This is a genomic window from Pseudomonas sp. GV085 (assembly GCF_003050925.1).
In the GTDB taxonomy this organism is placed as follows: Bacteria; Pseudomonadota; Gammaproteobacteria; order Pseudomonadales; family Pseudomonadaceae; genus Aquipseudomonas.
In genome coordinates, this window is the sequence record NZ_QAOV01000002.1 from 321,796 (window position 1) to 344,884 (window position 23,089).

General features: G+C 56.3%; 23 protein-coding genes and 2 pseudogenes. 12 read left to right on the forward strand and 13 right to left on the reverse strand.

Annotated elements, in window-relative coordinates:
* The 3 genes from C8K63_RS05320 to C8K63_RS05330 are packed head-to-tail and all read right to left on the reverse strand — an operon-like array spanning position 1 to position 3,987.
* Complete coding sequence (locus tag C8K63_RS05320) at positions 1-693, reverse strand: cytochrome c oxidase subunit 3 (RefSeq protein ID WP_108215742.1); 693 nt, start codon at positions 691-693, stop codon at positions 1-3.
* Positions 690-2,465 (reverse strand): cytochrome c oxidase subunit I, encoded by a 1,776-nt coding sequence (gene ctaD / locus C8K63_RS05325; RefSeq protein ID WP_108215743.1) that lies wholly within the window; start codon positions 2,463-2,465, stop codon positions 690-692. Before ctaD ends, C8K63_RS05320 begins: the two co-directional genes overlap by 4 nt.
* Positions 2,466-2,514: 49 nt before the next feature.
* Entirely contained in the window at positions 2,515-3,987 is a 1,473-nt protein-coding gene (locus C8K63_RS05330; RefSeq protein WP_108215744.1) for a c-type cytochrome, read from the reverse strand.
* Between the two features lie 315 nt (positions 3,988-4,302).
* Here C8K63_RS05330 and C8K63_RS05335 point away from each other — a divergent pair, with 315 nt between their 5' ends.
* The 3 genes from C8K63_RS05335 to C8K63_RS05345 all read left to right on the forward strand — a co-directional run bounded on the left by C8K63_RS05335 (position 4,303) and on the right by C8K63_RS05345 (position 7,260).
* A complete protein-coding gene (locus tag C8K63_RS05335; protein ID WP_108216073.1) occupies positions 4,303-4,641 on the forward strand; it encodes a hypothetical protein in 339 nt (112 codons plus the stop codon).
* A 230-nt stretch (positions 4,642-4,871) separates the two neighbouring features.
* The gene (locus C8K63_RS05340) at positions 4,872-6,284 is read left to right on the forward strand and encodes an NAD(P)-binding protein (RefSeq protein ID WP_108215745.1); all 1,413 of its coding nucleotides are present in this window, start codon (positions 4,872-4,874) and stop codon (positions 6,282-6,284) included.
* A 16-nt stretch (positions 6,285-6,300) separates the two neighbouring features.
* Positions 6,301-7,260, forward strand: a complete 960-nt coding sequence (locus C8K63_RS05345; protein WP_108215746.1) for an alpha/beta fold hydrolase — start codon at positions 6,301-6,303, stop codon at positions 7,258-7,260.
* A 78-nt stretch (positions 7,261-7,338) separates the two neighbouring features.
* Here the strand turns inward: C8K63_RS05345 and C8K63_RS05350 are convergent, their stop codons facing one another.
* Complete coding sequence (locus tag C8K63_RS05350) at positions 7,339-7,809, reverse strand: metallophosphoesterase family protein (RefSeq protein ID WP_108215747.1); 471 nt, start codon at positions 7,807-7,809, stop codon at positions 7,339-7,341.
* A 155-nt stretch (positions 7,810-7,964) separates the two neighbouring features.
* Here C8K63_RS05350 and C8K63_RS05355 point away from each other — a divergent pair, with 155 nt between their 5' ends.
* From C8K63_RS05355 to C8K63_RS05380, 6 genes are all read left to right on the forward strand, one after another.
* Entirely contained in the window at positions 7,965-8,600 is a 636-nt protein-coding gene (locus tag C8K63_RS05355; RefSeq protein WP_256594914.1) for a DUF4157 domain-containing protein, read from the forward strand.
* A gap of 57 nt (positions 8,601-8,657) precedes the next feature.
* Positions 8,658-9,143 carry an adenosine-specific kinase gene (locus C8K63_RS05360; protein ID WP_108215748.1) on the forward strand — a complete coding sequence of 162 codons (486 nt, stop codon included), beginning with the start codon at positions 8,658-8,660 and terminating at the stop codon, positions 9,141-9,143.
* A gap of 210 nt (positions 9,144-9,353) precedes the next feature.
* Positions 9,354-9,752, forward strand: coding sequence for a hypothetical protein (locus C8K63_RS30600; protein WP_108216075.1), 399 nt, complete (start codon positions 9,354-9,356; stop codon positions 9,750-9,752).
* Between the two features lie 3 nt (positions 9,753-9,755).
* On the forward strand, positions 9,756-9,995 hold the full coding sequence (locus C8K63_RS30605; protein ID WP_218279792.1) for a helix-turn-helix domain-containing protein: 240 nt from the start codon (positions 9,756-9,758) through the stop codon (positions 9,993-9,995).
* A 277-nt stretch (positions 9,996-10,272) separates the two neighbouring features.
* Entirely contained in the window at positions 10,273-11,082 is an 810-nt protein-coding gene (locus C8K63_RS05375; protein WP_108215749.1) for a glycosyltransferase, read from the forward strand.
* Between the two features lie 84 nt (positions 11,083-11,166).
* Positions 11,167-11,970: a 2OG-Fe(II) oxygenase gene (locus tag C8K63_RS05380; RefSeq protein WP_108215750.1), complete on the forward strand. Its 804-nt coding sequence runs from the start codon at positions 11,167-11,169 to the stop codon at positions 11,968-11,970.
* A gap of 89 nt (positions 11,971-12,059) precedes the next feature.
* Here the strand turns inward: C8K63_RS05380 and C8K63_RS05385 are convergent, their stop codons facing one another.
* From C8K63_RS05385 to C8K63_RS30730, 4 genes and pseudogenes are all read right to left on the reverse strand, one after another.
* Positions 12,060-12,986, reverse strand: coding sequence for a LysR family transcriptional regulator (locus C8K63_RS05385; RefSeq protein ID WP_108215751.1), 927 nt, complete (start codon positions 12,984-12,986; stop codon positions 12,060-12,062).
* On the reverse strand, positions 12,983-13,957 hold the full coding sequence (locus C8K63_RS05390; RefSeq protein ID WP_108216076.1) for a quinone oxidoreductase: 975 nt from the start codon (positions 13,955-13,957) through the stop codon (positions 12,983-12,985). The genes C8K63_RS05385 and C8K63_RS05390 overlap by 4 nt, the downstream gene beginning before the upstream one ends.
* 186 nt (positions 13,958-14,143) lie before the next feature.
* The gene (locus C8K63_RS05395) at positions 14,144-14,545 is read right to left on the reverse strand and encodes a GFA family protein (protein WP_108215752.1); all 402 of its coding nucleotides are present in this window, start codon (positions 14,543-14,545) and stop codon (positions 14,144-14,146) included.
* A gap of 34 nt (positions 14,546-14,579) precedes the next feature.
* Positions 14,580-14,696 (reverse strand): annotated as a pseudogene (locus C8K63_RS30730) (transporter); the annotation flags it as partial.
* A 275-nt stretch (positions 14,697-14,971) separates the two neighbouring features.
* Between C8K63_RS30730 and C8K63_RS05400 the strand changes: the two are divergent.
* Positions 14,972-15,712, forward strand: coding sequence for an NAD(P)-dependent oxidoreductase (locus C8K63_RS05400; protein ID WP_108215753.1), 741 nt, complete (start codon positions 14,972-14,974; stop codon positions 15,710-15,712).
* 345 nt (positions 15,713-16,057) lie between these two features.
* Here C8K63_RS05400 and C8K63_RS05405 read toward each other — a convergent pair whose 3' ends face one another.
* The 5 genes and pseudogenes from C8K63_RS05405 to crcB form a co-directional block, all read right to left on the reverse strand.
* A complete protein-coding gene (locus C8K63_RS05405) occupies positions 16,058-16,498 on the reverse strand; it encodes a CBS domain-containing protein (RefSeq protein WP_090456003.1) in 441 nt (146 codons plus the stop codon).
* Between the two features lie 101 nt (positions 16,499-16,599).
* Positions 16,600-16,986 (reverse strand): nitrite reductase small subunit NirD, encoded by a 387-nt coding sequence (gene nirD / locus C8K63_RS05410; RefSeq protein WP_108215754.1) that lies wholly within the window; start codon positions 16,984-16,986, stop codon positions 16,600-16,602.
* A complete protein-coding gene (gene nirB, locus C8K63_RS05415) occupies positions 16,986-19,547 on the reverse strand; it encodes a nitrite reductase large subunit NirB (RefSeq protein ID WP_108216077.1) in 2,562 nt (853 codons plus the stop codon). The genes nirD and nirB overlap by 1 nt, the downstream gene beginning before the upstream one ends.
* Positions 19,548-20,346: 799 nt before the next feature.
* Entirely contained in the window at positions 20,347-20,688 is a 342-nt protein-coding gene (locus C8K63_RS05425; protein WP_108215755.1) for a DUF190 domain-containing protein, read from the reverse strand.
* A 14-nt stretch (positions 20,689-20,702) separates the two neighbouring features.
* Positions 20,703-21,087, reverse strand: a pseudogene (gene crcB, locus C8K63_RS05430) (fluoride efflux transporter CrcB).
* 451 nt (positions 21,088-21,538) lie between these two features.
* Between crcB and C8K63_RS05435 the strand changes: the two are divergent.
* Both C8K63_RS05435 and C8K63_RS05440 read left to right on the forward strand, forming a co-directional pair.
* Positions 21,539-22,219 (forward strand): DUF3313 domain-containing protein, encoded by a 681-nt coding sequence (locus C8K63_RS05435; RefSeq protein ID WP_108215756.1) that lies wholly within the window; start codon positions 21,539-21,541, stop codon positions 22,217-22,219.
* Positions 22,220-22,334: 115 nt separating this feature from the next.
* The gene (locus C8K63_RS05440) at positions 22,335-22,796 is read left to right on the forward strand and encodes a YMGG-like glycine zipper-containing protein (RefSeq protein ID WP_108216078.1); all 462 of its coding nucleotides are present in this window, start codon (positions 22,335-22,337) and stop codon (positions 22,794-22,796) included.
* Positions 22,797-23,089 lie beyond the last annotated feature (293 nt).

Sequence of the window (23,089 nt, forward strand, 5' to 3'; positions counted from 1 at the left end):
TCACCTCAGGCCGCAGAATCTGGCGATGGCTTCATAGGTTTGTGGCGTGCTGGCCAGCAGCGCGAATAGTACGAACCAGAGACCCAACAAGTAATGCCAATAGATGGCACAGAGTTCTACGCTGGCGCCAAGTTGCGCCAATGGCACATGACGCAGGAATTTAGCGACGATCCAGCACCAGGCGATCACCCCGCCCAGCAGGTGGAGCCCATGCAGGCCGGTCAACAGGTAGAAGAAACTGTTGGCCGGATTGCTGGCCACAAAGTAGCCCCAGGCGACAAACTGCTGCCAGACCCAGAGTTGCCCCGCCAGAAAGGCAATTGCAAAGACGCCCCCCAATGCAAAACCAATGACAGTTGCGCCTGGCCGAGCCTTTCGGGCGGCCAGGCGCGACCACTGCAGTGCGATGCAACCGAGTACCAGAAAAGCCGAGTTCAGCCAGAGCGGCTGGAGATTGGCCAACGGCGCCAAAGGCTCTGTCAGGGGTTCCCAGTCCGCCAATTGTGAACGGGCAATAAAGGCGATCAGGAAGAGGAAGAATAACGAGCTCACCACCACCAGAAACAGGCGCAGGCCTACTTTTGCGGTTTGGCTTCGATCGGCCCCCTCGGCGGCCTGAATACCCCCAGGGTCGTGACTCCAACTGCCGCCGGGATCAGCGCCGCCGGCGTTTCTCAATAGCAGCCTGTTCATGTCTTGACGTCCGCGATTTTAGTTCCGGCACTGAGTTGCCGCATGTGCTCCAGCTCCTCGGCGGAAACCGTTTGCGGCACAAAATCCTGTTCTATCCCCGGCACACTGTAGTCATAGGCCCAGCGATGCACGACCGGCAACTTCTCTCCCCAGTTACCGTGTTTCGGCGGAGTGTCCGGCGTTTGCCATTCCAGGCTGGCCGCGCCCCAGGGATTACTGCCTGCCGGCTTGCCCTTGAATGCACTCCAGGCCAGGTTGAACAAGAACAGCAATTGGGAAACCCCGACGGTCAATGCGACCACCGTAATGAAAGCATTCAACTCTTGCGCCGACTGCGGGATGAACGCGTAGTTTTCATAGGCGTAGTAGCGGCGCGGCATGCCCTGGAAACCCAGGTAGTGCATGGGGAAGAAGATGGCGTAGGTGCCCAGAAAGGTAATCCAGAAATGCAGCTTGCCCAGGGTGTCGTTCAACATGCGCCCGGTCACTTTCGGAAACCAGTGATAAATGCCGCCGAACACCACCAGTACCGGTGCGACCCCCATGACCATATGAAAGTGGGCCACGACGAAATAAGTGTCCGAGAGCGGTATATCCACGATCACATTGCCCAGGAACAACCCGGTCAGACCGCCGACCAGGAAGGTGACGATAAAGGCCAGGGCAAACAGCATCGGCACGGTGAGATGGATGTCGCCGCGCCACAGGGTCAGTATCCAGTTATAGACTTTCAGCGCGGTAGGCACCGCGATGATCAAGGTGGTGACAGCGAAAAAAAAGCCAAAGTACGGGTTCATTCCGCTGACATACATATGGTGCGCCCAGACCACAAAACTGAGTACGCCAATCGCGATAATGGCCCACACCATCATTCGGTAGCCGAAGATATTTTTACGCGCATGTGTGCTGATCAAGTCGGAGACCAGGCCAAATGCAGGGAGAGCCACGATGTAGACTTCCGGGTGGCCGAAGAACCAGAACAGGTGCTGGAACAATATCGGGCTGCCACCCTGGTGACCGAGCTGCTGCCCCAGCGAGACCATCGCCGGCATAAAGAAGCTGGTACCCAACAGCTTGTCGAACAGCATCATGATCGCGCTGACAAACAACGCCGGGAACGCCAGCAAGGCCATGATCGAGGCCATGAAGATGCCCCATACCGAGAGCGGCATGCGAAACAATGTCATGCCGTGCGTGCGCGCCTGCAACACTGTGGTGACGTAGTTCAACCCGCCCATGGTGGTTGCGACAATAAAAATCGCCAGTGAGACGAGCATCAGTACGATACCCCACTCGACTCCCGGTGTCCCCTGAGTAATGGACTGTGGCGGATAGAGCGTCCAGCCCGAGCCCGTGGGACCGCCAGGAACAAAGAAACCGGCGAGCAACACCAGTACCGCCAGCAGGTAGGTCCAGTAACTCAGCATGTTGACATAAGGGAAGACCATGTCGCGGGAACCCACCATCAACGGGATCAGATAGTTGCCGAAGCCCCCCAGAAACAAGGCCGTCAGCAAGTATATGACCATGATCATGCCGTGCATGGTCATCGCCTGATAGTAAGTACTGGCGTCCATGAACGCCAAACTGCCGGGGAAACCTATCTGCAGGCGCATCAAGCCGGACAACACCAAAGCGATCAGCCCCACGAACAGAGCCGTCAAGGAATATTGAATGGCTATGACCTTGTGGTCCTGACTCCAGATGTATTTGGTCAGGAAGCTTTTGGGCTCGTGCAATGCTTCTGTCTCGGCTTGCTCCGCATAGGCCATCACGTCATCCTCCTGTCGAAGTTTCAGTGTATTTCTGGCTGCTTTACGGCTACTTCCCTGGCTCCGCCTTGTTCGTGTCAGCGTCAGCATTCGCTTTGGATTTGATAAAAGCGATCAGTGCATTCAGCTCCTCGTCACTCGGAGCAAGGACCGGCATGACGGCTGCATAGCCCTTGACGATTTTGGCATTGGGATGAAGAACCGAATCTTTGAGATAGCCCTCATCGACCTTCACGCTCGTATCGTCGGCAAGGGTTTCCGTCTTGCCATACAGGCCCTGCCAGCTGGGACCGACGCCCTTGTTGCCATCGACACTGTGGCAGGCCAGACAGCCCAGCGACCCGGCCAGCCGCTGTCCTTGCGCCGCCAGGTCTTCACCCGGGCTCGACGCTTCGCCAGTCGAAGCTCCATCGTCTTGCCCCGCAGCACCCAGTGATTTGATCAGGGCGATGACAGCACCCAGTTCATCATCTTTCAGAGTATAGGCCACCATCACCGGCGGGTAGCCCTGTACCAGGCGGGCCTTCGGATCGAGAATCGACTCTTTCAGGTAGGCCTCGTCGACCTGCACACTGGTGCCATCGGCAAGCTTTTCAGTGCGGCCGTACAGCCCCTTCCATCCCGGGCCGAGACTGGCACCGCCATCCTGGCTATGGCAGGCCTTGCAGCCGTGCTGTTCGACCAACTGGCGGCCTTTTTCCAACACGCTGTCTCGACCGGGTTTGGCCGCTGTCGTCAATGTCTGCGCAAAAGTCGGTTGGCCCTTTAGCCATTGATCGAAGACGCCCTGCTCTTCCACGATCATATGGCCGCGCATGTTGTAATGCCCTACGCCACAAAATTCAGCGCAAAGGACTTCGTATTTTCCGGTTTTAGTCGGCGTAAACCAAAAGTACGACACCATCCCTGGCACCATATCCATCTTGCTGCGAATTTGCGGTACATAGAAATCGTGCAGGACATCTTTAGCGCGCAGCAAGACTTTCACCGGCCGATCGAGCGGAAGGCGAACTTCATTATTCATTACCAGCACATCGTCCTGCCCTGCAGGATCCTTGGGATCAAGGCCGAGGGGATTGGCGGAATCAACAAACCTGATATCCGACTTGCCCAACTTCCCGTCCTGACCGGGAAAACGAAAGGCCCACTGCCACTGCTGGGCGACCACTTCAAGTTCGTAAGCATTTTTCGGCACCCGGATGAAATCGTTATAAACAACCAGACCAGGCGCCAACATCCCGGCGATCCCTAGCGAGGTAACGATAATCAGCCATAGTTCCAGCTTTTTATTTTCTGGCTGGTAGGCCGCCCGAGACCCCTTCTTGTGACGAAAGCGCATCACCGCTATCGCCATGAATACCGTGATGGCAATGAAAAATATTCCACTGATGACCAGGGTGATGAACAGGGTGGTATCTATGGAGCCCCAGTTGGAAGCTGCCGGTGTCGCCTGCCAGGGCGCCAGTATGTTGAATAGCACTGATGCAATAACGATGAGTATCAAGACAATTGCTATTGCCATGTCCTCTTCATCCTATTCCTGTTGTTCATTGGTTATGCAACAGCATCGCCACTTACGTCCAGGCAGGGCAGACAAATACCACCCATCCGGGCGGTAAAGTCAGTGAGAAGTATAGAGCCATCGGCTTGTACCGTGAGGCTGGCAAGGGAGTTCCGGTTGCCGGCTATACTTAATTTCTGATGACGGACGGCAGAGTGCGACCGGAGGCGGCCCCAAAGGATGAACCCTGCCCTTGCGCAGTCATCAAACTTAAGTGATGGCATTGAGCAGGGACGATAGCTACAGCGTCCAGCAATCCAAATGGGAGGTTTCGTCATGAGTGCCTTGACGATCGAAGGCTGGTGCAAAACCAGCGGCGCCCAAAAGTCCACCCCGATCGGGGAAGTCCATTTCTACGTCGACGGACCTTTGCATCTGCGTCTGGAAGAGGCCGAAGAACGCCTGCAGAAGACCCACGAGCCTGAAGCCATGGTCGATGTCGATATGGACTCGATGGAGTTGATCATGCCCGAGGGATGCGCGCCCTTGTCCGACTGTCAAATGCGTGTCTATCTGCACGACGAACGCGGTCAGTTTCATCTGGTCGGGCACCGCGCGATCGACGGCAGCTTGATCTATACCAACGCGGTGTTGATCGATCAGCTTATCGAGTAACGGTCAGATGCCTTGGGAGGTGCCGAACTGGCGTTTGAATGCGCGAGTGTGGAGCCGCCACGTGCATGCGCCACAGCGTCAGGTATTGCATCGACTGGAGAGTCGCGACTCAGACAGCAACCATTAATTCCATCGGTTATTTGTGTGAGGAGCATTCGTTCTATTGGGCTCGGTACAGGTGGCTAATCTTCTGAGGTTGAGCGGGGGAACCTTCAGGAAGGCGAAAGCATATGGACGCAAATCTGATCGAAACCGACTACCTGATCATCGGTGCTGGCGCGACGGCCATGGCTTTCGTCGATACGCTACTCAAGGAAACGAATGCACGCATCGTAATGGTGGATCGACACGATCGACCTGGCGGGCACTGGAATGATGCCTACCCGTTCGTCCGATTGCACCAGCCCTCGGCCTTCTATGGCGTCAACTCACGGGAGCTGGGCAGCGGAACGAAAGACCAGGCGGAACTCAACGAGGGCCTATATGAGCTGGCCTCCGGCGCCGAGGTGATGAGCTACTACGACCAGGTGATGAATCAGCAGTTTCTGCCGTCAGGTCAAGTCCGTTACTTCCCCATGTGCAACTACACCGGTGACCGCATTGACGACCACCGGTTTACCTCGCTGCTCAGCGGCATAAACCATCAGGTCCGGGTGCACAAAAAGGTGGTAGACGCCACCCATGCGCAGACGGCAGTTCCCTCGACCCACCCGCCCAGGTACAGGGTGGAGCCCGACGTGCAATGCGTGCCACTGAACGACCTGCCGAAGATCCGCCACCCCCCCTCTGGCTACGTAGTGGTGGGATCGGGCAAGACCGGGATCGACGCTTGCCTGTGGTGTCTGCAAAACGGTGTTGCGCCCGCAAAAATCTGCTGGATCATGCCGAACGATCCGTGGTTGATCGACCGGGCCAACCTGCAACCCGGCCCCGACAGCTTCGAACGAACAATCGGCGGCCTCATGGCACAATTCGAAGCCATCGCAGCCGCAGACTCGATCCCGGACCTGTTCGCAAGACTTGAGGCCGCGGGCCAACTCCTGCGTATGGACAAGTCAGTCGAACCCACTGCTTATCGCTGCGCCACCGTCACACAGGCGGAATTACGCGAGCTTCGACGCATCGGCAACATTGTGCGCCTGGGCAGGGTGCGAGCTATCGAGCCAACGCGCATCGTGCTGGACCGGGGCAGCATCGCCACGAACCCAGGCACTCTGCACATTGATTGCAGCGCCAGTGCCATCCCTTCACTGCCTGAAATGAAGGTGTTCGACGGCGGCAAGATTAACCTGTTGATGGTCAGCAGTTGCCAACCCGTGTTCAGCGCGGCCTTGATCGCTTACGTGGAAAGCCACCTGACCGATCGAGCGCAAATGAACGCGCTTTGCACGATGGTCCCCCCGCCTCACGTCCCCACGGACTGGATCAGAATGTGGGCGGTCTACCTGGGTAACCAACTACGCTGGGCAGAGCATGAAGGCCTGTCGCGCTGGATCAGGCAGTCGCGCTTGTTCTTTCTGACGGCGGTGCTCAGGGGCCTGCAAGAATCCGACACCGAGAAAATGGCACAACTGTATCGGCTCTCGGTCAGCAGGCAGAAGGCTCAGGCGAATCTGCCGCGGTTGCTGGAGTCCATCGTTTGAAAAGCAGGAAGCGCACATGAACGAGCCACACCTGGAAATGCTTGATATCAATGGCATCCGCATGCAGGTAGCAACGCAAGGTTGCGGCCCGTTGGTCTTGCTATGCCATGGTTTTCCGGAGCTGTGGTACTCGTGGCGCAACCAGCTTGCGGCGTTGGCGACCGCTGGCTATAGAGCGGTCGCGCCTGACATGCGTGGCTATGGCGGCACCGATGCGCCGGCCGAACCCGACGCCTACACCATGCTCCACCTGGTAGGCGACATGGTGGCGTTGGTCCACGCACTCGGCGAACAACAAGCCGTGATCGTCGGTCATGACTGGGGCGCGCTGGTGGCATGGAGCGCAGCAATGATGCGCCCCGATCTGTTCCGCGCAGTGGTTGGCATGAGCGTTCCCTTCTCGCCACCAGGTCGCGTGGAGCTCCTGAGCGCGCTTGCCTCGCGGGGTATCAGTGACTTTTATATCCAGTACTTCCAGACGCCGGGTGTGGCCGAGGCCGAGCTGGAAAGAGATGTCGAGTCGTCGATCCGGCGCATCTACTTCAGTGGCTCGGGTGACGGGCCCGATGGGCCGGTGTTCGGCCGGCTGCAGCCGGGCCAGGGCTTCCTGGGTGGGATGATCGAGCCCGAAACCCTGCCAGCCTGGCTAAGCCTCGCGGATATTGCCTACTACACCGGCGAATTCACCCGCAGCGGATTTCGTGGCGGCTTGAACTGGTACCGCAACATGACGCGCTCATGGGCACTGTTGGCACCCTGGCGCGGTTGCATTATCCGGCAGCCGTCGATGTTCATTGCCGGGAGCCGCGACGCCGTGCTGAAGTTTCCGGGCTCCCCGCAGCAGATCGAAGCCTTCGCGCAGACACTGCCGGGCCTGCGCGGGTGCCATATCCTCGAAGATGCCGGCCACTGGATACAGCGAGAGCGCGCGACAGAGGTCAATGAACGGCTACTGGTCTTCCTGAAACAACTCTGATGACGTATCACCAGCATTTAATACAAATTCTCATTTGTATTTTCTGAATACTGCTGTTTCAAATCGTCAAGGGTTCAATCAATCCGGGGGCTGCTCCAACAGGTCAAGCAACCGAGGCTCAATCGAAGTCGCTGTTACCTCGAGCAGGGCCAGCGTGACAGGCAGCTTGAAGCGTCGTCGCCCCGCACTGCCTGGATTGACAAACAATCGCTCCCCACGCCATTCCATGCGTGGCATGTGGGAGTGGCCGGTGATCACCAACTTTATGCCTGGGTCCAGATCGACCGGAACATCGGCAATGTCATGCACTAACAGCGTCTGCCAACCGTTGAGGTCCAATCGCAGAAAATCAGGGAGATTTGCTGCCCATGCCTGGTTTTGATCATTGTTCCCGCGCACGACGTGCAGCGTAGCGATGGACGCCAGTCGCTCAAGAATTTCCGGGCTACCGATGTCGCCGGCATGAATGATCTGCTCGCACCCCGCCAGGGCGGCAAGCGCTTCGGGACGGAGCAAGCCGTGGGTATCGGAAATCACGCCAACTTTCATGCAAGCTCCAGAACGATAGGGGCAATGGCCTGAATAATATTTGGACACCAGGGAATCGAACGGTACCCAAAGCGGTCCAACACGTGCGCAAGCTGCCCGAATGATCGCCTGCCGACCGCCATTGCCTCTGGGAGAACCAATTGTCACCTGCCTTTATGCGTCAACTTGTCCGCTTGGCGATACCGCTTTTCTGCGTGGCTACTTCGTCCTCTGCTTTCGCCTGCCCGCAAGGACAGTACCAGGTCTGCGTGGGCGCTTGTTTTTGTGCTCCAGGCGCCAAAGGGGACGTTGGGGAAATCTTCGATAACATGAACCAGATAGCGGCCGCCGGTTTACAGAGCTGGATCGTGCAATCGCGCAATACCCTGGCAACGGGTGATATCCGGCCAGTCCCGCTGAATATCCGGGCCCAGCTCGAACCCTACTATGACATTGGAGTGCTCGATTCGGCTCGCTACAAGGTTGGCGACGATGCGGAATTGAACGCCGCAAACACCATGCTGCAGAATCCCGATGTCAATGCAGTCACCCTTGTCGACATCATCGTCTTTCGCAGTCCCGATGATGCACTGAACAATGTCGCGCTGTGGGCGCACGAACTGAAGCACGTGCAGCAGTACCAGCAATGGGGCGTCAGCGAGTTCGCCACTCGCTATACCCGTGATTACTCAGCCGTCGAAACGCCTGCCTACGCGATCCAGACCCAGGTAGCCAGAGCGCTGAGGGCCAGCGTGGCCCAGCCAGGGTCTCCTCGAGTTCCTTCAGTGGACGCAGCGATAACCAATGAGTAGCTATGCTTGGTTTGTTGACAGACTCTGTTAGCAACATCGTGAAAGGAGGCGTTTGAGATGCAACTCATCACCTTGAAAATCGATAAACCGGATGTGACGAATTTCATTTTGGGTCAGACGCACTTCATCAAATCCGTCGAGGACATCCACGAAGCGTTGGTTAATGCCGTGCCTGGTATCCAGTTTGGCGTGGCCTTTTGTGAAGCCTCTGGCAAGTGCCTGGTGCGATGGTCTGGCACCGATACCTCAATGATTGAACTTGCACAGAAGAATGCCAAAGCCATCGCCGCAGGCCATAGCTTCATCATTTTCCTGGGCGACGGTTTCTATCCGCTAAACGTGTTGAACAGCATCAAAATGGTTCCAGAGGTATGCCGTATTTTTTGTGCAACCGCCAATCCAGTCGAAGTGATTCTCGCTGAGACGCAACAAGGGCGAGCAATCCTGGGCGTAGTGGATGGCTTCTGTGCCCATGACATTGAAGGCGATGAAGACATCCAGTGGCGCAAGAACCTGTTGCGGCAAATTGGCTACAAGCTGTGAATTGCAGAGCGGGCATCTCGTGAGAAAGGGGCTGGTCTGATTTCGTCTGGCTGAACATCTGCGACGTGTCGTTTGCAGCGGGTCCCTAGAACTTTTCCTTATTTATCGGTCTATGTGGGTAGGCACATCCGCTCGGTAAGCGCGTGCTCGCAGGCTTCCCGCAGCCAGATGGCCATACCCCCAAATGTCAACCAGAGGTTTTCTTCGCTCATGAAATTCCATGATCCACGGATGGTGCTCTTCGGCCTGTTCGCGCTCGCGGCAATGGGCTCGGCATCAGCAACACAGATGAAGGCCTCAACCTCTGTTTTCGCAACTGAAGTCGCAGCCGTTCAGGTTCCGGTCCAGGCTGCCGGCAACCCTTGGCCAACCCTGGCCAGTATGGCCGGCAAGCAGCCTGGGCCGTTGCTTGCCCATGACGACCGATACTGGCACGACGGCCGTTGGCATGATCGTAGAGACGATTGGCGCCGAGACGAATGGCGCAGAGAACAGTGGCGTAGAGAACAAGCCCGTCGAGAAGCCCTGCGCCATCGTGATTGGGAATACCACCAGGATCGGGCCATGCGGCACCGCTACGAGGACGATCACCGCTACTATCGTCGCTAGTGCCTGCACGATGAAGGCACCACCTTCCTAGCCTTGCTGGCCAAGGCTCGCAGCCGCAGCGCCATCGAGATGCTCAATGCCGAACGCTTGAGCCTCACCGAGATTGCCGAGCGATTGACTTTGAGTGACCTTTTGAGCTTTTCCCAGGCATTCAAGCGCTGGCATGGGGTAGCTCCGAGTCATTTCTCGCTGCGAAAAAGTAGCGGTGGCATGTGCTGGATGACGAACTGGAGTGATCAATGAGCTCAGTTCACACCTTCCCAAGACGCTCGCCTGAGCAGCCTCCTGATTCAACGAATCAAGTCACGGATATTTACCTGTAGAGCAGATCCTTATACGATGAAGTCCGTTCTACTGCGCGCCATCAGATCTGAGTAAGCTATGGTTGTTATGCATAACAAAGCGATCTAACAAAATGTGCTCTATAGCCACGAAAATTTTGCGTAGAAAACCAAGCAGAATCTGCATGCAGGTTCAACTACTTCTACAACTAAATACAATACCATTGAGCACCTGAACAATGAACAACCCTGATTCTGCGCCCGAAAGCTCTAACGCTTTCAGCATCGTCATAGTGAATTACAAAACACCGGAAATCACCAAGATATGCCTGGACTTATTGCACCAGCATGTGGGCAGCAAAGGCGTCCCAATCTGGGTAGTTGACAACTATTCCGCCGATGAAAGCACTGAGTATTTACGCACGCTTGACTGGATCAATTTAATCGAGCGTTCTGTGACTGAACCAGAACCGGGCCACATCGCGCATGGCAAGGCACTTGACCTGGTGCTGGAGCGGATTGAAACTGATTATTTATTCTTGATGCACACTGATACGTTTGTTTTCGATAAAAATGTTTTTCCGATGATGCTGAATAAATGCTTGAAAAACCCGAACGTCGTGGCCGTCGGTTGTGTTGAGCAATTAAACCGCGGTGCCACCAGAACTTTTTGGCGTTTTAGCTCGCGACTATTCAAACATCATTTCCGGCGTCTGAAAATCTCGATGGGGTTGCGCTCCAGAGAGCCAAAACCGTACAAAGAAGTCTACTTGAAAAGTTTCTGCACATTGTGGAACTGCAAACTTATCAAACAGCACGACTTGCATTTTTCGATGGATGACCGTGTACCAGGCTATACGCTCCAAGACCGCATGACCGAACTTGGCTATGTCGTTGAAATGTTATCACCGCGTAAAATTTTCAGTTACCTGGATCACATTCAGGCCGGCACTGTCGCAGCGGCTGGTGGTTATGACAAGAGTCATAGACGCACCAAAATGTACAACAACATCCTTAAGCGTCTGAACAAGGACGACAAAAAAAGTTAAGCTACGAATAGACGCAACGAGCCGTGCGCTCAACGCTGTTTGACGTCACTTAATAAGTCTTTATATCAAGTTATTGGAGCGGTAATGGCCCCCATCACTCAAGCACTACCTATCACCCTGTCCCCGGAGCTTGATTTCGACCAAAACGCCGCCAGCGCCTTTGGTGAGTCATTGACCAGTCGCTATACTCAGGCTACGCCATTTCCGCACATCGTCATCGACAATTTCTTGCACGAAGACCTGATTGCAAGTATCTGTTCGCACTTCCCGACCGAGCCAACCAACAACGAAATGCTCTACGAGCGAGGCTATAAAGGTCAACGAAAACGTCAAATCAGCCCCAACGAATGCGCGCCCCATTTGAAGGCTGTTTTCAACATCTTCAACTCGGCGCCCATGTTGCAATTTCTTGAAAAGCTCACAGGCATCGAAGGTTTGATACCCGACCCCTACTTTGTCGGTGGCGGCCTGCATGAAACCAAAAGCGGTGGTTTCCTGGGGGTGCACTCGGACTTCAGGCTCAACAAAAAGCTTAATGTCGAGCGCCGACTGAATATCATCATTTATCTGACTGAAGACTGGCGAGAGGAATACGGCGGCAACCTGGAGCTTTGGGATGTCGACATGAAGACCTGCCTTAAAAAAATCCTGCCGATTTACAATCGTTGTGTCATTTTCAACACGGACAAAGACAGTAATCATGGGCACCCAGAGCCTTTAACGACTCCAGAGCACATCACCCGCAGGTCTATAGCACTTTATTACTACACCGCAGGAACCATGGTGATCGATCCCGCACAAAGAAACAAAACCCACTACAAACCAAGGCCAAAAGATCGTTTTAGCCTAAAGTACTACATGAACAAACTCATCAAGAAGAAAAACTGAACTGTATCGCCAGACGATCGAATTCGTGCTTTTTTGAGCGTTAGCTTGCCAATCAGGATATGCCCCCCCATGCTCAGTTACAGCATCGATCAAATGGTCCATGGGGGCGCAGGGATAAACTTTGACTCGATCCATTGTTTGAACGCGACAACCACGGCACTGGGAAATCTGGCCGATGGCCTGACCAGATAAACCCCGCCTGCGGCATCCAGCTGCCAGTCAGGCAGGACATGCAACAGCCGCCCGGCAGCAATATCACGACTCATCAACCAGTCACCGGCGCCCAGTATTCCCGCACCCGCGCGGGCCGCTGCCAGTAATGATTCACTGTCATTGGCCGTCAGGTTTCCTTTGGGTGAAACCGTCTGAAGTTCGCTGCCGCGATGGAGTCTCCACTGGGGAAAAGACGCAAGACCGCTGAAGCGAAGGCAATTGTGATTGATCAACGCCTGTGGAGTTTCGGGCATGCCGAACTCTCTGATGTAAGCAGGCGAGGCGCACAGAATCCGGCGATGGTCACTCAGTTTTCTGGCTATCAACCGATTGTCTTCCAATTCTCCGATTCGGATTGCAGCGTCAAAACCTTCATCAATGATGTCGACCAGACGCTCGCTATAGTCTGCAAGGATCGAGACATGCGGATAAGCCTTGAGAAACTCCGGCAGCATCGGGCCAAGCCAAAGCCGTCCCATGGCTGCGGGCAATGCAAGTCGCAACGTACCCCGAATTTCGCTGGCACCTTCGGCCGCTTGCTGCTGCGCTTCATTCATCAACTCGATGGCTGAGCGAAGACGCAGCTCCAGCTTGGCACCGACTTCAGTAATTCGCACCTGCCGGGTCGAACGCTCCACGAGCCGAACGCCAAGGCGTTTTTCCATTGCCGCGAGCCGCTTTGAGACGATGGTTGGGTGTCGCTGCAATAGCCGGCCGGCGCCGACAAATGAGCCTTGCGAGGCCACGGCCAGGAACGCAGCGATTTCGTCACTGTGCTGATTGTTCAGAACATCAGGATTCATGGTTTTAGAATGATCGCCCCCGATGTACGCCCCGACTCCAGGTCGGCATGCGCCAATGCTGCGTCCGCCAGTGAATAGCTCGCCTGGATCCGGGGTTTGATGATACCCGCACCGATGGCGGCCAACACATCCTGCGCTCGTTCCTGGTATTCCGTGACACTCGCCGTATGGGCTGCCAACGAAGGACGTGTCAGGAACAGCGAGCCTTTGGCGTTGAGTGTCGACAGTTCCACGGCTGACGGCGCCCCCGATGAAGCGCCGAACGATACCATCACACCACGTGGTCGCAAGCTATCCAGGGAGGCCTGGAAAGAAACACGCCCTATCGGGTCATAGACGACGTCGACCTTTTTCCCGTTGGTGATATGAGCGACATTCGATGCCAGGCTGTCAGCGTCGAACACCAGGACTTCATCACATCCCGACGCTTGAGCTTTTTCGACACTGGCCTGCTTTGATACCACGCCGATCACGGTGGCCCCCAAGTGTTTTGCCCACGGCACCATAATTTCCCCCAGCCCTCCAGCCACACCGTAGAGCAGAATGGTTGTGCCATGCCCTACGGGATAGGTGGTTTTCAAAAGGTACTGCGCAGTGATGCCCTTGAACATGACAGCTGCGGCATCATCGAACGACAGTGCATCCGCAATCCTCACCAGCCGCTCTGCCGGATAAAGCCGGGCCGAAGCATACGAGCCAATAGGGCCGGTCGCATAGGCGACGCGATCTCCAACTTGCACATTACTGACACCGGCACCCACAACGGCGACACGCCCAGCGCCTTCCAGCCCAAGTCCGGATGGCAACGCAACGGGCACCGCGCCCTTGCGTTGGGTGACGTCGAGGAAGTTGACACCGATAGCTTCTTGCTCGAGCCAGACCTCGCCTTGCCCTGGCGATTGTTCGCCCAGTGTTTCCACATTCAGTACTTCAGGATTGCCGGGCTGGTTAAACCGGATCGCAGATACCATGGTCATTTCCCCTTCAGTCAGAAGCTGACTTCACATATGAGCTTCTAGTTTGAGAACTGACCCTGTAATGAACAAGACAGGTTGAATGCAGATCATTAGTGCACAGATTGCAGCAATAACACTTCTGATACCACACGTTATTGCGTAGATCGATGCGGGTCCTGGTAATTATGGAGACGCCAAAGGCTATCGCCGCCAGTCCTCAAAACGCCCCGTGGCATCCCGATCGCGTTCGTAGTGGTGTGTGAGCGCAAACGGCGGCAACCAGGCCTCGCGACGCACGATCCAGCTCTCGTAGGTTGGGGTCAGTTGGTCTGGGGCATCGAGGGACCCGAGGTTCACCTCGATTTCGTCTGCGCTGCGCGCGAATACGGACGAACCGCAGTGCGGACAGAAATGCCGCCCGGCGTAGGCACGTGTTTCGCCTTCGATCGTCACCGCATCCTGATGAAATATCGCGGACGCATGAAACAGCGCCCCGTGATGCTTGCGGCAGTCGAGACAGTGACAAACGCCAACCCTGAATGGACGCCCCGCTGCGACAAGGCGTACGTTGCCGCACAAACAACCGCCGGTGAATTGGTCCATGCAGTGTCTCCTCCAGGCTGTCCGAAACGGCGTATCAGCGTGGAAACAGGAACGTCACGGCGGCGCGAAAGCCCCAGCCTTGCGGGCCGTCTTCCGGGCTGTCGAGCCAGTAGCGCGGGCCGGCCTGCACCGTCAGCGGTTGGCCGCCGATTCATCGGCCTAAAAAGGCTGACTTTGGACCATCCCCCAAAGCTGTAAAAACAGCGTTGACGTGTTCCAGGTCGCGACTGATGCGACGCCGAGGCGTTGACTGCGCAATCGCTCAGTCAACGAGCGTCGATGATCGATTGCGATGAGGCCATGAGCGTTTTTTACACACTCTGGGCCAGAAGCGGACGTGTTGACGCTTGTTACTCTCATTGGAGGTTGTCAACCGACCACGACGCTGGGAAGCTACAGTGACGTTTACCATAAGGACATGCTGAAATGAACGCGCGAAAAATTTTAATCACAGGTGCTGCGGGCCGAATCGGCAGCGCTTTTTGGCAAGCGCATTACGATAAATCAGATTTGCGTTTAGCCGACATAGATGTATCAACACTTCCGCAATCGGCACAACGTTTCGCTCTCGACATCAGCGTTCAAGCCAGTTGCCTTGAAGCTTGCGAAGGCATACATACAGTGATTCATCTAGCGGCTGACCCTCGCCCAGACGCCGATTTCATGACCTCCCTGCTCCCTGTGAATATTGTGGGCACCTACAACATGCTATCCGCCGCAAAGGCTCAAGGCTGCGAGCGCTTTATATTTGCGAGCAGCGCTCAGGCTATCGAAGGTTATCCAGAGGATGTCCAGATACATGAATGTATGGCACCTAAGCCAGGCAATCTATACGGGGTCAGCAAAGCGTTCGGGGAAGCTCTGGCTTCGATGTATGCAAACGATGGTCAAATGACGACAATCGCAGTCCGTATTGCAAACGTAGCTATATTTCACCAAGGGGAAAATCACAGTCACAGGGATGTAGCTGCTTTTATTAGTATCAGGGATGTTGTCGCACTACTTAGAAATTGCGTCGAGGCCGAGCTGAGCGGATTTCATGTTATCCACGGGGTCTCAGATAACAGATATAAGCGACTTTCTATCGAGAAGACCAGAAAAGTTGTGGGGTACACCCCCCTTGATGATGGATTTGAGATTCTGGAAGGACACGCTCAACCTGACTGACCACCAGTAACTTCCTCTTCAACTGACTACGTCAAAAACGGTCGTTCCTTCTCAAGCTATCGAGGCCACCGTTTCCTGAACTTGCTCACGGCCGCGTTGTGCGGTTTGCTCGGACACCCGGGACGCCTCGCTGGTGCTGACGGCATTGCGTGCGACCTCGTCGCAACGCATAGAACACCAGGCCTGTCAGTACCACTGGCGCAATTGCAAAACCGATGACGATACGTTGTGCCGTGCTCAACCTGGCCATGTCCTGTGCTCCCTGATTAATTCCCGCCCGACGCCCGGCACATCTGAAAACCGCATGTACTCACAAGCCTTCGATCCACCCTGCCCCCGGTCGTTTTAATGGCCGCGAATGTAGTGTTCCAGTTGCCGGATCAGCTCGGCCTGCTCGACGATGGCTTCTTTAACCAGATCACCAATCGACAACAGGCCAATCAGTTGGTCGCCCTCCACCACCGGTAGATGGCGCAAATGACTGTCAGTCATGACCGCCATGCAACGCTCAATGCTCTGCTGGCTGTCTGCTGTCACGACGGGCGCGCTCATGATGGCCCGGACCGGCGTACCGACCGAGGAGCGCCCCTGTAGAACGACCTTGCGCGCATAGTCGCGTTCGCTGATCACGCCGACCACCTGCCCCTCCTCCATGACGGGTAGAGCACCGACATTTTTTTCCGCCATCATCTTCAACGCTTCAAGCACCGTCTGGTCTGGCGCGATGCTATGCACCCGCCGGTTCTGCACGGCCTTGAGCTTCAGCAGTTGTGCGGCTGTTTTCATATGATCCTCCGATACTGTTTGTCATTGATCATCGACTCCGCCGGCGCCTGGCATACATCATTAATTGAATGAGCGCTCAGACCCCGGCGAAATCCATGTGGTCAAGCCACTGCGACCTCCACCAGGCCTGCATTCAGGCGCACCGGCCAGACTCGCAGGCGCTGCTGGGGATACTCCAGACAACTGCCGTCCTCAAGGCGGAAATGCTGTTTGTAGAGTGGCGAGGCAATCACCAGATCGCCCTTGATGCTGCCGATCAGCCCGCGACCAATGACATTCGCCCCGGATTGCGGGTCATGATTATCGATGGCATAGAGGCTCTTGCCTTCGGCAGCCGGCAGGTAGAACAGCGCCACTTGTGCACCGTCGAGCCAGACCACGACGCCGGAGTTACTCACCAGATCCTCCTGGCTGCACACCGCTTGCCAGGCATCGGGATTGACCAGGGATGAACTGGAATAGGCTCGCTGGGTATCGGACTGGCTCATCAGGCAATCTCCTCGATGACAGGGATAAGGTGGAGTTCAGAGGCCATGATCGGCCGGCGCTGGCCGCGTTCCTGGACAAAGTGGATGTCCGGGTCCGGGCGTTGATCGTTGACGAAGGTGCGGAAACGCTTGAGCTTTTCCGGGTCTTTCAGGGCGTTGGCCCATTCGCATTCGTAGCGGTTGACCACCAATTGCATCTGCGATTCGAGCTCAAAGCCAAGCCCCAGGCTGTCGTTGATGATCACGTCCTTGAGGTAATCCAGGCCGCCCTCCAGGCTCTCGCGCCAGACCGAGGTGCGCTGCAATTTGTCGGCGGTGCGGATGTAGAACATCAGGAAGCGGTCGATGTAGCGAATCAGGGTGGCGTCATCAAGGTCGGTGGCGAACAACTCGGCGTGGCGCGGGCGCATGCCGCCGTTACCGGCCACGTAGAGGTTCCAGCCTTTCTCGGTGGCGATCACGCCCACGTCCTTGCTCTGCGCCTCGGCGCACTCACGGGTGCAACCGGAGACCGCGAACTTGAGCTTGTGCGGCGAGCGCAGGCCCTTGTAGCGATCCTCGAGGGTCAGGGCCATTTTCACGCTGTCCTGCACGCCGTAACGGCACCAGGTGCTGCCCACGCAAGACTTCACCGTGCGGGTCGATTTGCCATAGGCATGCCCGGTTTCGAAACCGGCCTCGATCAACTCGGCCCAGATGTCCGGCAACTGATGCAACTGAGCGCCGAACAGGTCGATGCGCTGCCCGCCGGTGATTTTGGTGTAGAGGTCGTATTTCTTCGCCACCACGCCAATCGCGATCAGTTTGTCCGCCGTGATCTCGCCCCCGGCGATGCGTGGCACCACCGAATAGGTGCCGTTTTTTTGCATGTTGGCCATGAAGGTGTCGTTGGTGTCCTGCAACGGCACCAGCGAGGCGTCCATGATCGGCTGGTTCCAGCACGAGGCGAGGATCGATCCCACCGCCGGTTTGCAGATGTCGCAACCGGTGTGGCCACGGCCATGCTTGGCCAACAGTTCATCGAAAGTGATCACGCCCTCTACCCGTACCAGCGCATAAAGCTCCTGGCGGGTGTAGGCGAAGTGCTCGCACAGGCTCTTGTCGACACTGACGCCACGGGCAATCAGTTCATGCTCGAACACTTGCTTGAGCAGACCGGCGCAACCGCCGCAGCCGGTACAGGCCTTGGTCTGCGACTTGAGCTGGCCCAGGTCGGTGCAGCCGCCGTCGATGGCCGAACAAATGGAGCCCTTGGTGACGTTGTGACAGGAGCACACCGTGGCCGACTCGGGCAGCGCACCCGGGCCCAGGGTCGGCGCGCCTTCGGAGGACGGCAGAATCAGGCTGGCGGGTTCCGCTGGCAAGACAATGGCGTTCTGCATGTATTGCAGCAGGGTGTCGTAATAGCTGTTGTCACCGACCAGCACTGCACCGAGGACATGTTTGCCACTTGCATCCACCACCAGGCGGCGATAGCTGGCGCTGGTTTCGTCGATGAATTGATAGCTGCGCGCGCCCGGGGTATTGCCGTGGGCGTCGCCGATGGAGCCGACATCCACCCCCAGCAGCTTGAGCTTGGTCGACATGTCGGCACCGGTGAATGGCTCGGCGACTTCCTTGCACAGACGGGCCGCGACGCTGCGCGCCATCTGGTAACCCGGCGCGACCAGGCCGAACAGGCTGCCGTTCCATGAAGCGCATTCACCGATGGCGTAGATGTTCGGGTCGCAACTGAGGCACGTGTCGTCGATCACCACGCCACCGCGCGGACCGATCTCCAGCGCGCATTGACGAGCCAGCGCGTCTTGAGCGCGGATACCGGCGGAAAACACGATCAGGTCGGTTTCGAGGAATTCGTCGTTGGCAAAATTCATGCGATAGCGGTACTGCTCGCCCGCGCTGATCGATTGAGTGGCGCGGGACAGGTGTACGCCGACGCCCAACCGTTCGATCTGCGCCTTGAGCGCCTGGCCACCGAGTTCATCGAGTTGTACCGGCATCAAGCGCGGCGCGAATTCCACCACGTGGGCTTCAAGGCCCAGGCTCTTCAAGGCGTTGGCGGCTTCCAGACCCAGCAAGCCACCGCCGACCACCACGCCGCGCCGGGCATTGGCCGCCGCAGCCCGAATGGCATCGAGGTCTTCCAGGGTGCGATAGACCAGGCGCGATTCACCTTCGGCGCCTTCGATTGGCGGAACAAACGGATAAGACCCGGTGGCCAGAACCAATTTGTCATAGGTGACGCAACCTTGCGAGGTGACCACCTGGCGACGGACGCGGTCGATCTCCAACACCGGCACACCCAGATGCAGCGTAACGCCGGGGGTCTGGTAAAGCGACGCATCGGACAGCGCCAGCGACTCGGCATCACGACCGGAGAAGTACTCGGAAAGATGCACACGGTCATAGGCACGCATCGGCTCCTCACTGAATACGTGCAGCCGGTAATGGTCAAGCGCTCCCCGCTCGATCAGCTGTTCGACACAATGATGTCCGACCATGCCATTACCGATCACAATCAACGTCTGCATCTTGTTCAACGTGGCAACATTGGAATTCATAGAAAGCACCCAGCCCGAGCCAATCACGGTTTTAAAAGCAAAAAAAACGCCTGAAACCTTGCGGTTCCAGGCGTCTTTGCCTGTTCTTTTGCGGTGTTGAAACCAGACGTCTATGCCTGATCCACCGATGCTGCCCACGACCTGTCCGGCCAATCGATCGTCGTTGACCGAGGGGGCTGTCCACACGAATGCGCTCCAGGTGGACCTGATGTCAGCCTTGCAGCCTTTGTGCCAGTCAGTAGCAAAAAGACTTCAACTATCTGGAAACACTGACTCTTGAGCCGGGGGGATTGTCACGGCGACTGCTGTCCAGGCGCGTTTCGGCAAGTGTCAGCCGATTACCAGGGAAGGTGAATGGTCAAGGGCAACCATTCGAGACGCTGGAGCTACCGCAGGCGAAAGCTCTTTGCGGCGCATCCGACTGGTGCACGTTGTTACGCATAGCGCTTTATAAAAGTGCATGTACGGTTCGATTCCACAGCTCGCTGGAACTCAAGTCCACTTCAGGCAACGGGTCATCTCGACGCCAGGCGTTGTCGTCATCACGTCCTCGGAGAACAGCCATCTGCCGAGCGTTGACGAGGCCGCGGCCGGACCTCCCTTCTCCGAGTCCCGTCTCAAATCAATCGAGACTAGAACCCAGACCGAAACAGCGCGAGAGGAGCTGCTCACACCGCCAGAAACGAGTAGCGCGCGATGCAACCTTTAAAGTTTTGAAAAGCTGCGACCTGCCCCCTCACAGGAATACAGGTAGTCAATCAGATCATTACTGACTTGGCAGTAATCGATGCTTCATGTTTCAAGGCTGGTGATCGGGCTGGTTGGCCTGTCTACCGACGGCTCCGAATTCAATCGGGGTCTTTATGTAAAACAAGGAGATATCTTCGACATCAAGTCGCTCAAACAGGCGAACGTACTCCTCTTCGGTAATTGCCAGGTGGATTTCGGTAGGCTGATCGGCCAGCTCAAAAAAATGCGAGGAATGCAGTTTCCCTGAATGCCCGAAGCCTTCGATACCCGTTGCCAAGGTGGCACCGCGCAAGCCCATCTCTTTGGCCAGATCGACGAGCCATTCACCCAGCATTTTTCCGCGATGTCGACGGTTCTGTTGGGTAAAGAAAATCACCAAAAAGCCTTTCATGACTCATCACCTCTCTAGCGTGTGCCAATCAATTGAAACGAAACAAGCCCTGCAACGGTCATCGCCAGTGAGCCTGCCACGTGTAGCAAAATGGCGCCAATTGCCCAAAGAAGCCTGCCTTCCTGAATCAAGGTGACAGTTTCGGCTGAGAATGTAGAAAAGGTCGTCAGGCCCCCACAGAAGCCGGTGATGATCATCAGTCGCCATTCAGGACTCAGTGATGGCGTTGCAGCCAGGAAGGCAATCGCAAAACCGATGATGTATCCCCCCGATCATGTTGGCGATCAGGGTTCCTGGCGGAACAGTCGGGAACAGGGCATTGAGTTTGATGCCCAGTAGCCAGCGTCACCAGGCCCCGAGGGATGCGCCAATAGCGATAACGAGTAGTGACTTCAGCATAGCTGTCCGCCTCCTCGCGGCATAAGCAGGCGGGAAAACTCTAACAACTGGATGAGCAGATGGGGGATTAACGGAGAGTTTGTAATCACGGTCTGCTTTCCCCAACGTCTAAATTGGGTTGTGTGCAGCCGGTCGTCGCTGCGGCATGTCATTGGTCAAGCCACATGCAAACAGGTGGTCAATACGAATGCGAATGCCTGGTCAGTGGCAATGCAATTCGGTGGTCACGTCAGTGCAATTTCCCATCGTGCGTTTATCAGTTTTTGAGAGTTATTGATTCGGATTATCCAGCCGTTACTGGCAGCATTCGGCCCGCATTGACCGGCGTGCAAGCACCTGCTTTGCGTAACCGGCTGGCGAGTACCAGTGCCCGAATATGTGGCGCCCAGACCAATGCCTGGAGCCAGCTCGGAACCCGAATGACAACTTTCATCACTTGAGAACCAAATACATGGGCATGTCGAATAAATGGATTGTGGGTATAGCTTTGAGTTGTGTATTCCAGGTCGGCTGTGTCTCGAAAGTGGCGCAGCAAGAGCAGTACTCGGGCTTCCTGGGCAACTACCAGGGCCTGGAGGAGCAAACTACGCCGAGTGAGCAGAAGGTATTGCGCTGGGTATCGCCGGGGTTCGATCCTCGCGCGTACTCCACGGTGGTGTTCAGGCAGATGGAGCTGTATCCAGCGCCGCAGCCGACCGCACGCGTCAGCCTGAAGACCCTGCAAGACCTGCAATTGATGGCCAGCAACAGCGTCAAGACCGCCTTTGCCCAGCGCTACACGATCGTCCCTTATGCGCAGTTGGTACCGACCGATTCGCGATCGCTAATCCTGCAAGCGGCGATCACTCACGTCAGCGCCAACAACGAAGGCATGCACTGGTATGAGGCTGTTCCAATCGGGGCCATTGTCGGGGCAACGCAAGCAGCCACCGGGCATCGGGATCAGACTGCCGAGATGTACATCGAAGCCAACCTGATCGATGCCAAAACCGGTATGCCGGTCGCGAAGATCGTTCGCAAGGTATTCGGCGAGACCATCAAGAATGCCGAACAGCCGATTGTTGCCAATGATTTCAAGGTTGCACTCAAAGGCATGACCGACGATATGCAGGCCCTCCTCCTAAAGCGTTGACGCTCAGGTAAACCCCATCGCAAGCAGACCTGCATGGGGTTTCAATGTGATACCTTGCCGTGTTTTCCCTCTGACAAACCGTTAACCGTACCGACGCCTGACGTGAGACTCAATGATGAAAATACTGGCCCATACCTTAGCGCTCGTTACGATATTGCTGAGCACCAGCGCCCTGGCTGCGACCGTGGTTCCCCTCAAAGGTCAGACCTCCCAGACCATCCAGCAGGACACCAGTGCCTGCCAGTCCCAGGCCAACGCGCAACATCCGGTACAAAGCACTGTGCCATCCGGTGGGCGGGTAAAGGGCGCCGCAACCGCCGCGGTAGCCGGGGCGACCGCGGCGGAAATTCGCGGTCGCCAACATGAAAACCTCTATGACCAGATCGACAACGATACCAAGCAAGATTATCGCCAGAACCGCGCACACAGTGCCGCAGCTGCCGGCGCCGTCGTGGGGGCTTCCAGGCAACGCCAGGAGCGACGGCAGAATCTGAGTGCGAGCGAACAAAGCATCACCGCCAACAACTCCGTCTACAGCAGCTGCCTGCAACAACGTGGCTACGATGTCTTGCCTTGATCGGCGACGACAATGGCCTGAAGTGTTTGTGTATGTGTTTCCCGGGATTGCGTAAAGAACCAAAAAAAGCCCCGGGCCCTTCATGAAAGGACTCGGGGCAAAGCCTTAGAACGAGAGGTGAGGATCGTTTACGCCGCGACAAACAAGCCCTGTACGCGATGTGCGTCAACGCTCCTCGAGATCCATTTAAATCGGTAAAACCCCTGGTTCAAAGCTAATAAGAATCAAAAATAATCTTTCACAAACCTGGCGCACAAAAACACAGTCATTAATTTGTATCCTGATAGTTCAGG

Excerpts from the sequence above, each read along its gene's own strand:
- C8K63_RS05355 (WP_256594914.1), top strand. The coding sequence starts at position 7,965 with ATGCGTCAACTTGTCCGCTTGGCGATACCGCTTTTCTGCGTGGCTACT.
- C8K63_RS05345 (WP_108215746.1), top strand. The coding sequence starts at position 6,301 with ATGAACGAGCCACACCTGGAAATGCTTGATATCAATGGCATCCGCATG.
- C8K63_RS05330 (WP_108215744.1), bottom strand. The coding sequence starts at position 3,987 with ATGGCAATAGCAATTGTCTTGATACTCATCGTTATTGCATCAGTGCTA.
- C8K63_RS05390 (WP_108216076.1), bottom strand. The coding sequence starts at position 13,957 with ATGGTATCTGCGATCCGGTTTAACCAGCCCGGCAATCCTGAAGTACTG.
- nirD (WP_108215754.1), bottom strand. The coding sequence starts at position 16,986 with ATGAGCCAGTCCGATACCCAGCGAGCCTATTCCAGTTCATCCCTGGTC.
- C8K63_RS05425 (WP_108215755.1), bottom strand. The coding sequence starts at position 20,688 with ATGAAAGGCTTTTTGGTGATTTTCTTTACCCAACAGAACCGTCGACAT.
- C8K63_RS05380 (WP_108215750.1), top strand. The coding sequence starts at position 11,167 with ATGGCCCCCATCACTCAAGCACTACCTATCACCCTGTCCCCGGAGCTT.
- C8K63_RS05395 (WP_108215752.1), bottom strand. The coding sequence starts at position 14,545 with ATGGACCAATTCACCGGCGGTTGTTTGTGCGGCAACGTACGCCTTGTC.
- C8K63_RS05320 (WP_108215742.1), bottom strand. The coding sequence starts at position 693 with ATGAACAGGCTGCTATTGAGAAACGCCGGCGGCGCTGATCCCGGCGGC.
- C8K63_RS05440 (WP_108216078.1), top strand. The coding sequence starts at position 22,335 with ATGAAAATACTGGCCCATACCTTAGCGCTCGTTACGATATTGCTGAGC.
- C8K63_RS05400 (WP_108215753.1), top strand. The coding sequence starts at position 14,972 with ATGAACGCGCGAAAAATTTTAATCACAGGTGCTGCGGGCCGAATCGGC.
- C8K63_RS05335 (WP_108216073.1), top strand. The coding sequence starts at position 4,303 with ATGAGTGCCTTGACGATCGAAGGCTGGTGCAAAACCAGCGGCGCCCAA.
- C8K63_RS05340 (WP_108215745.1), top strand. The coding sequence starts at position 4,872 with ATGGACGCAAATCTGATCGAAACCGACTACCTGATCATCGGTGCTGGC.
- nirB (WP_108216077.1), bottom strand. The coding sequence starts at position 19,547 with ATGAATTCCAATGTTGCCACGTTGAACAAGATGCAGACGTTGATTGTG.
- C8K63_RS05435 (WP_108215756.1), top strand. The coding sequence starts at position 21,539 with ATGGGCATGTCGAATAAATGGATTGTGGGTATAGCTTTGAGTTGTGTA.
- C8K63_RS05405 (WP_090456003.1), bottom strand. The coding sequence starts at position 16,498 with ATGAAAACAGCCGCACAACTGCTGAAGCTCAAGGCCGTGCAGAACCGG.
- C8K63_RS30600 (WP_108216075.1), top strand. The coding sequence starts at position 9,354 with ATGAAATTCCATGATCCACGGATGGTGCTCTTCGGCCTGTTCGCGCTC.
- C8K63_RS05375 (WP_108215749.1), top strand. The coding sequence starts at position 10,273 with ATGAACAACCCTGATTCTGCGCCCGAAAGCTCTAACGCTTTCAGCATC.
- C8K63_RS05360 (WP_108215748.1), top strand. The coding sequence starts at position 8,658 with ATGCAACTCATCACCTTGAAAATCGATAAACCGGATGTGACGAATTTC.
- C8K63_RS05350 (WP_108215747.1), bottom strand. The coding sequence starts at position 7,809 with ATGAAAGTTGGCGTGATTTCCGATACCCACGGCTTGCTCCGTCCCGAA.
- C8K63_RS05385 (WP_108215751.1), bottom strand. The coding sequence starts at position 12,986 with ATGAATCCTGATGTTCTGAACAATCAGCACAGTGACGAAATCGCTGCG.
- ctaD (WP_108215743.1), bottom strand. The coding sequence starts at position 2,465 with ATGGCCTATGCGGAGCAAGCCGAGACAGAAGCATTGCACGAGCCCAAA.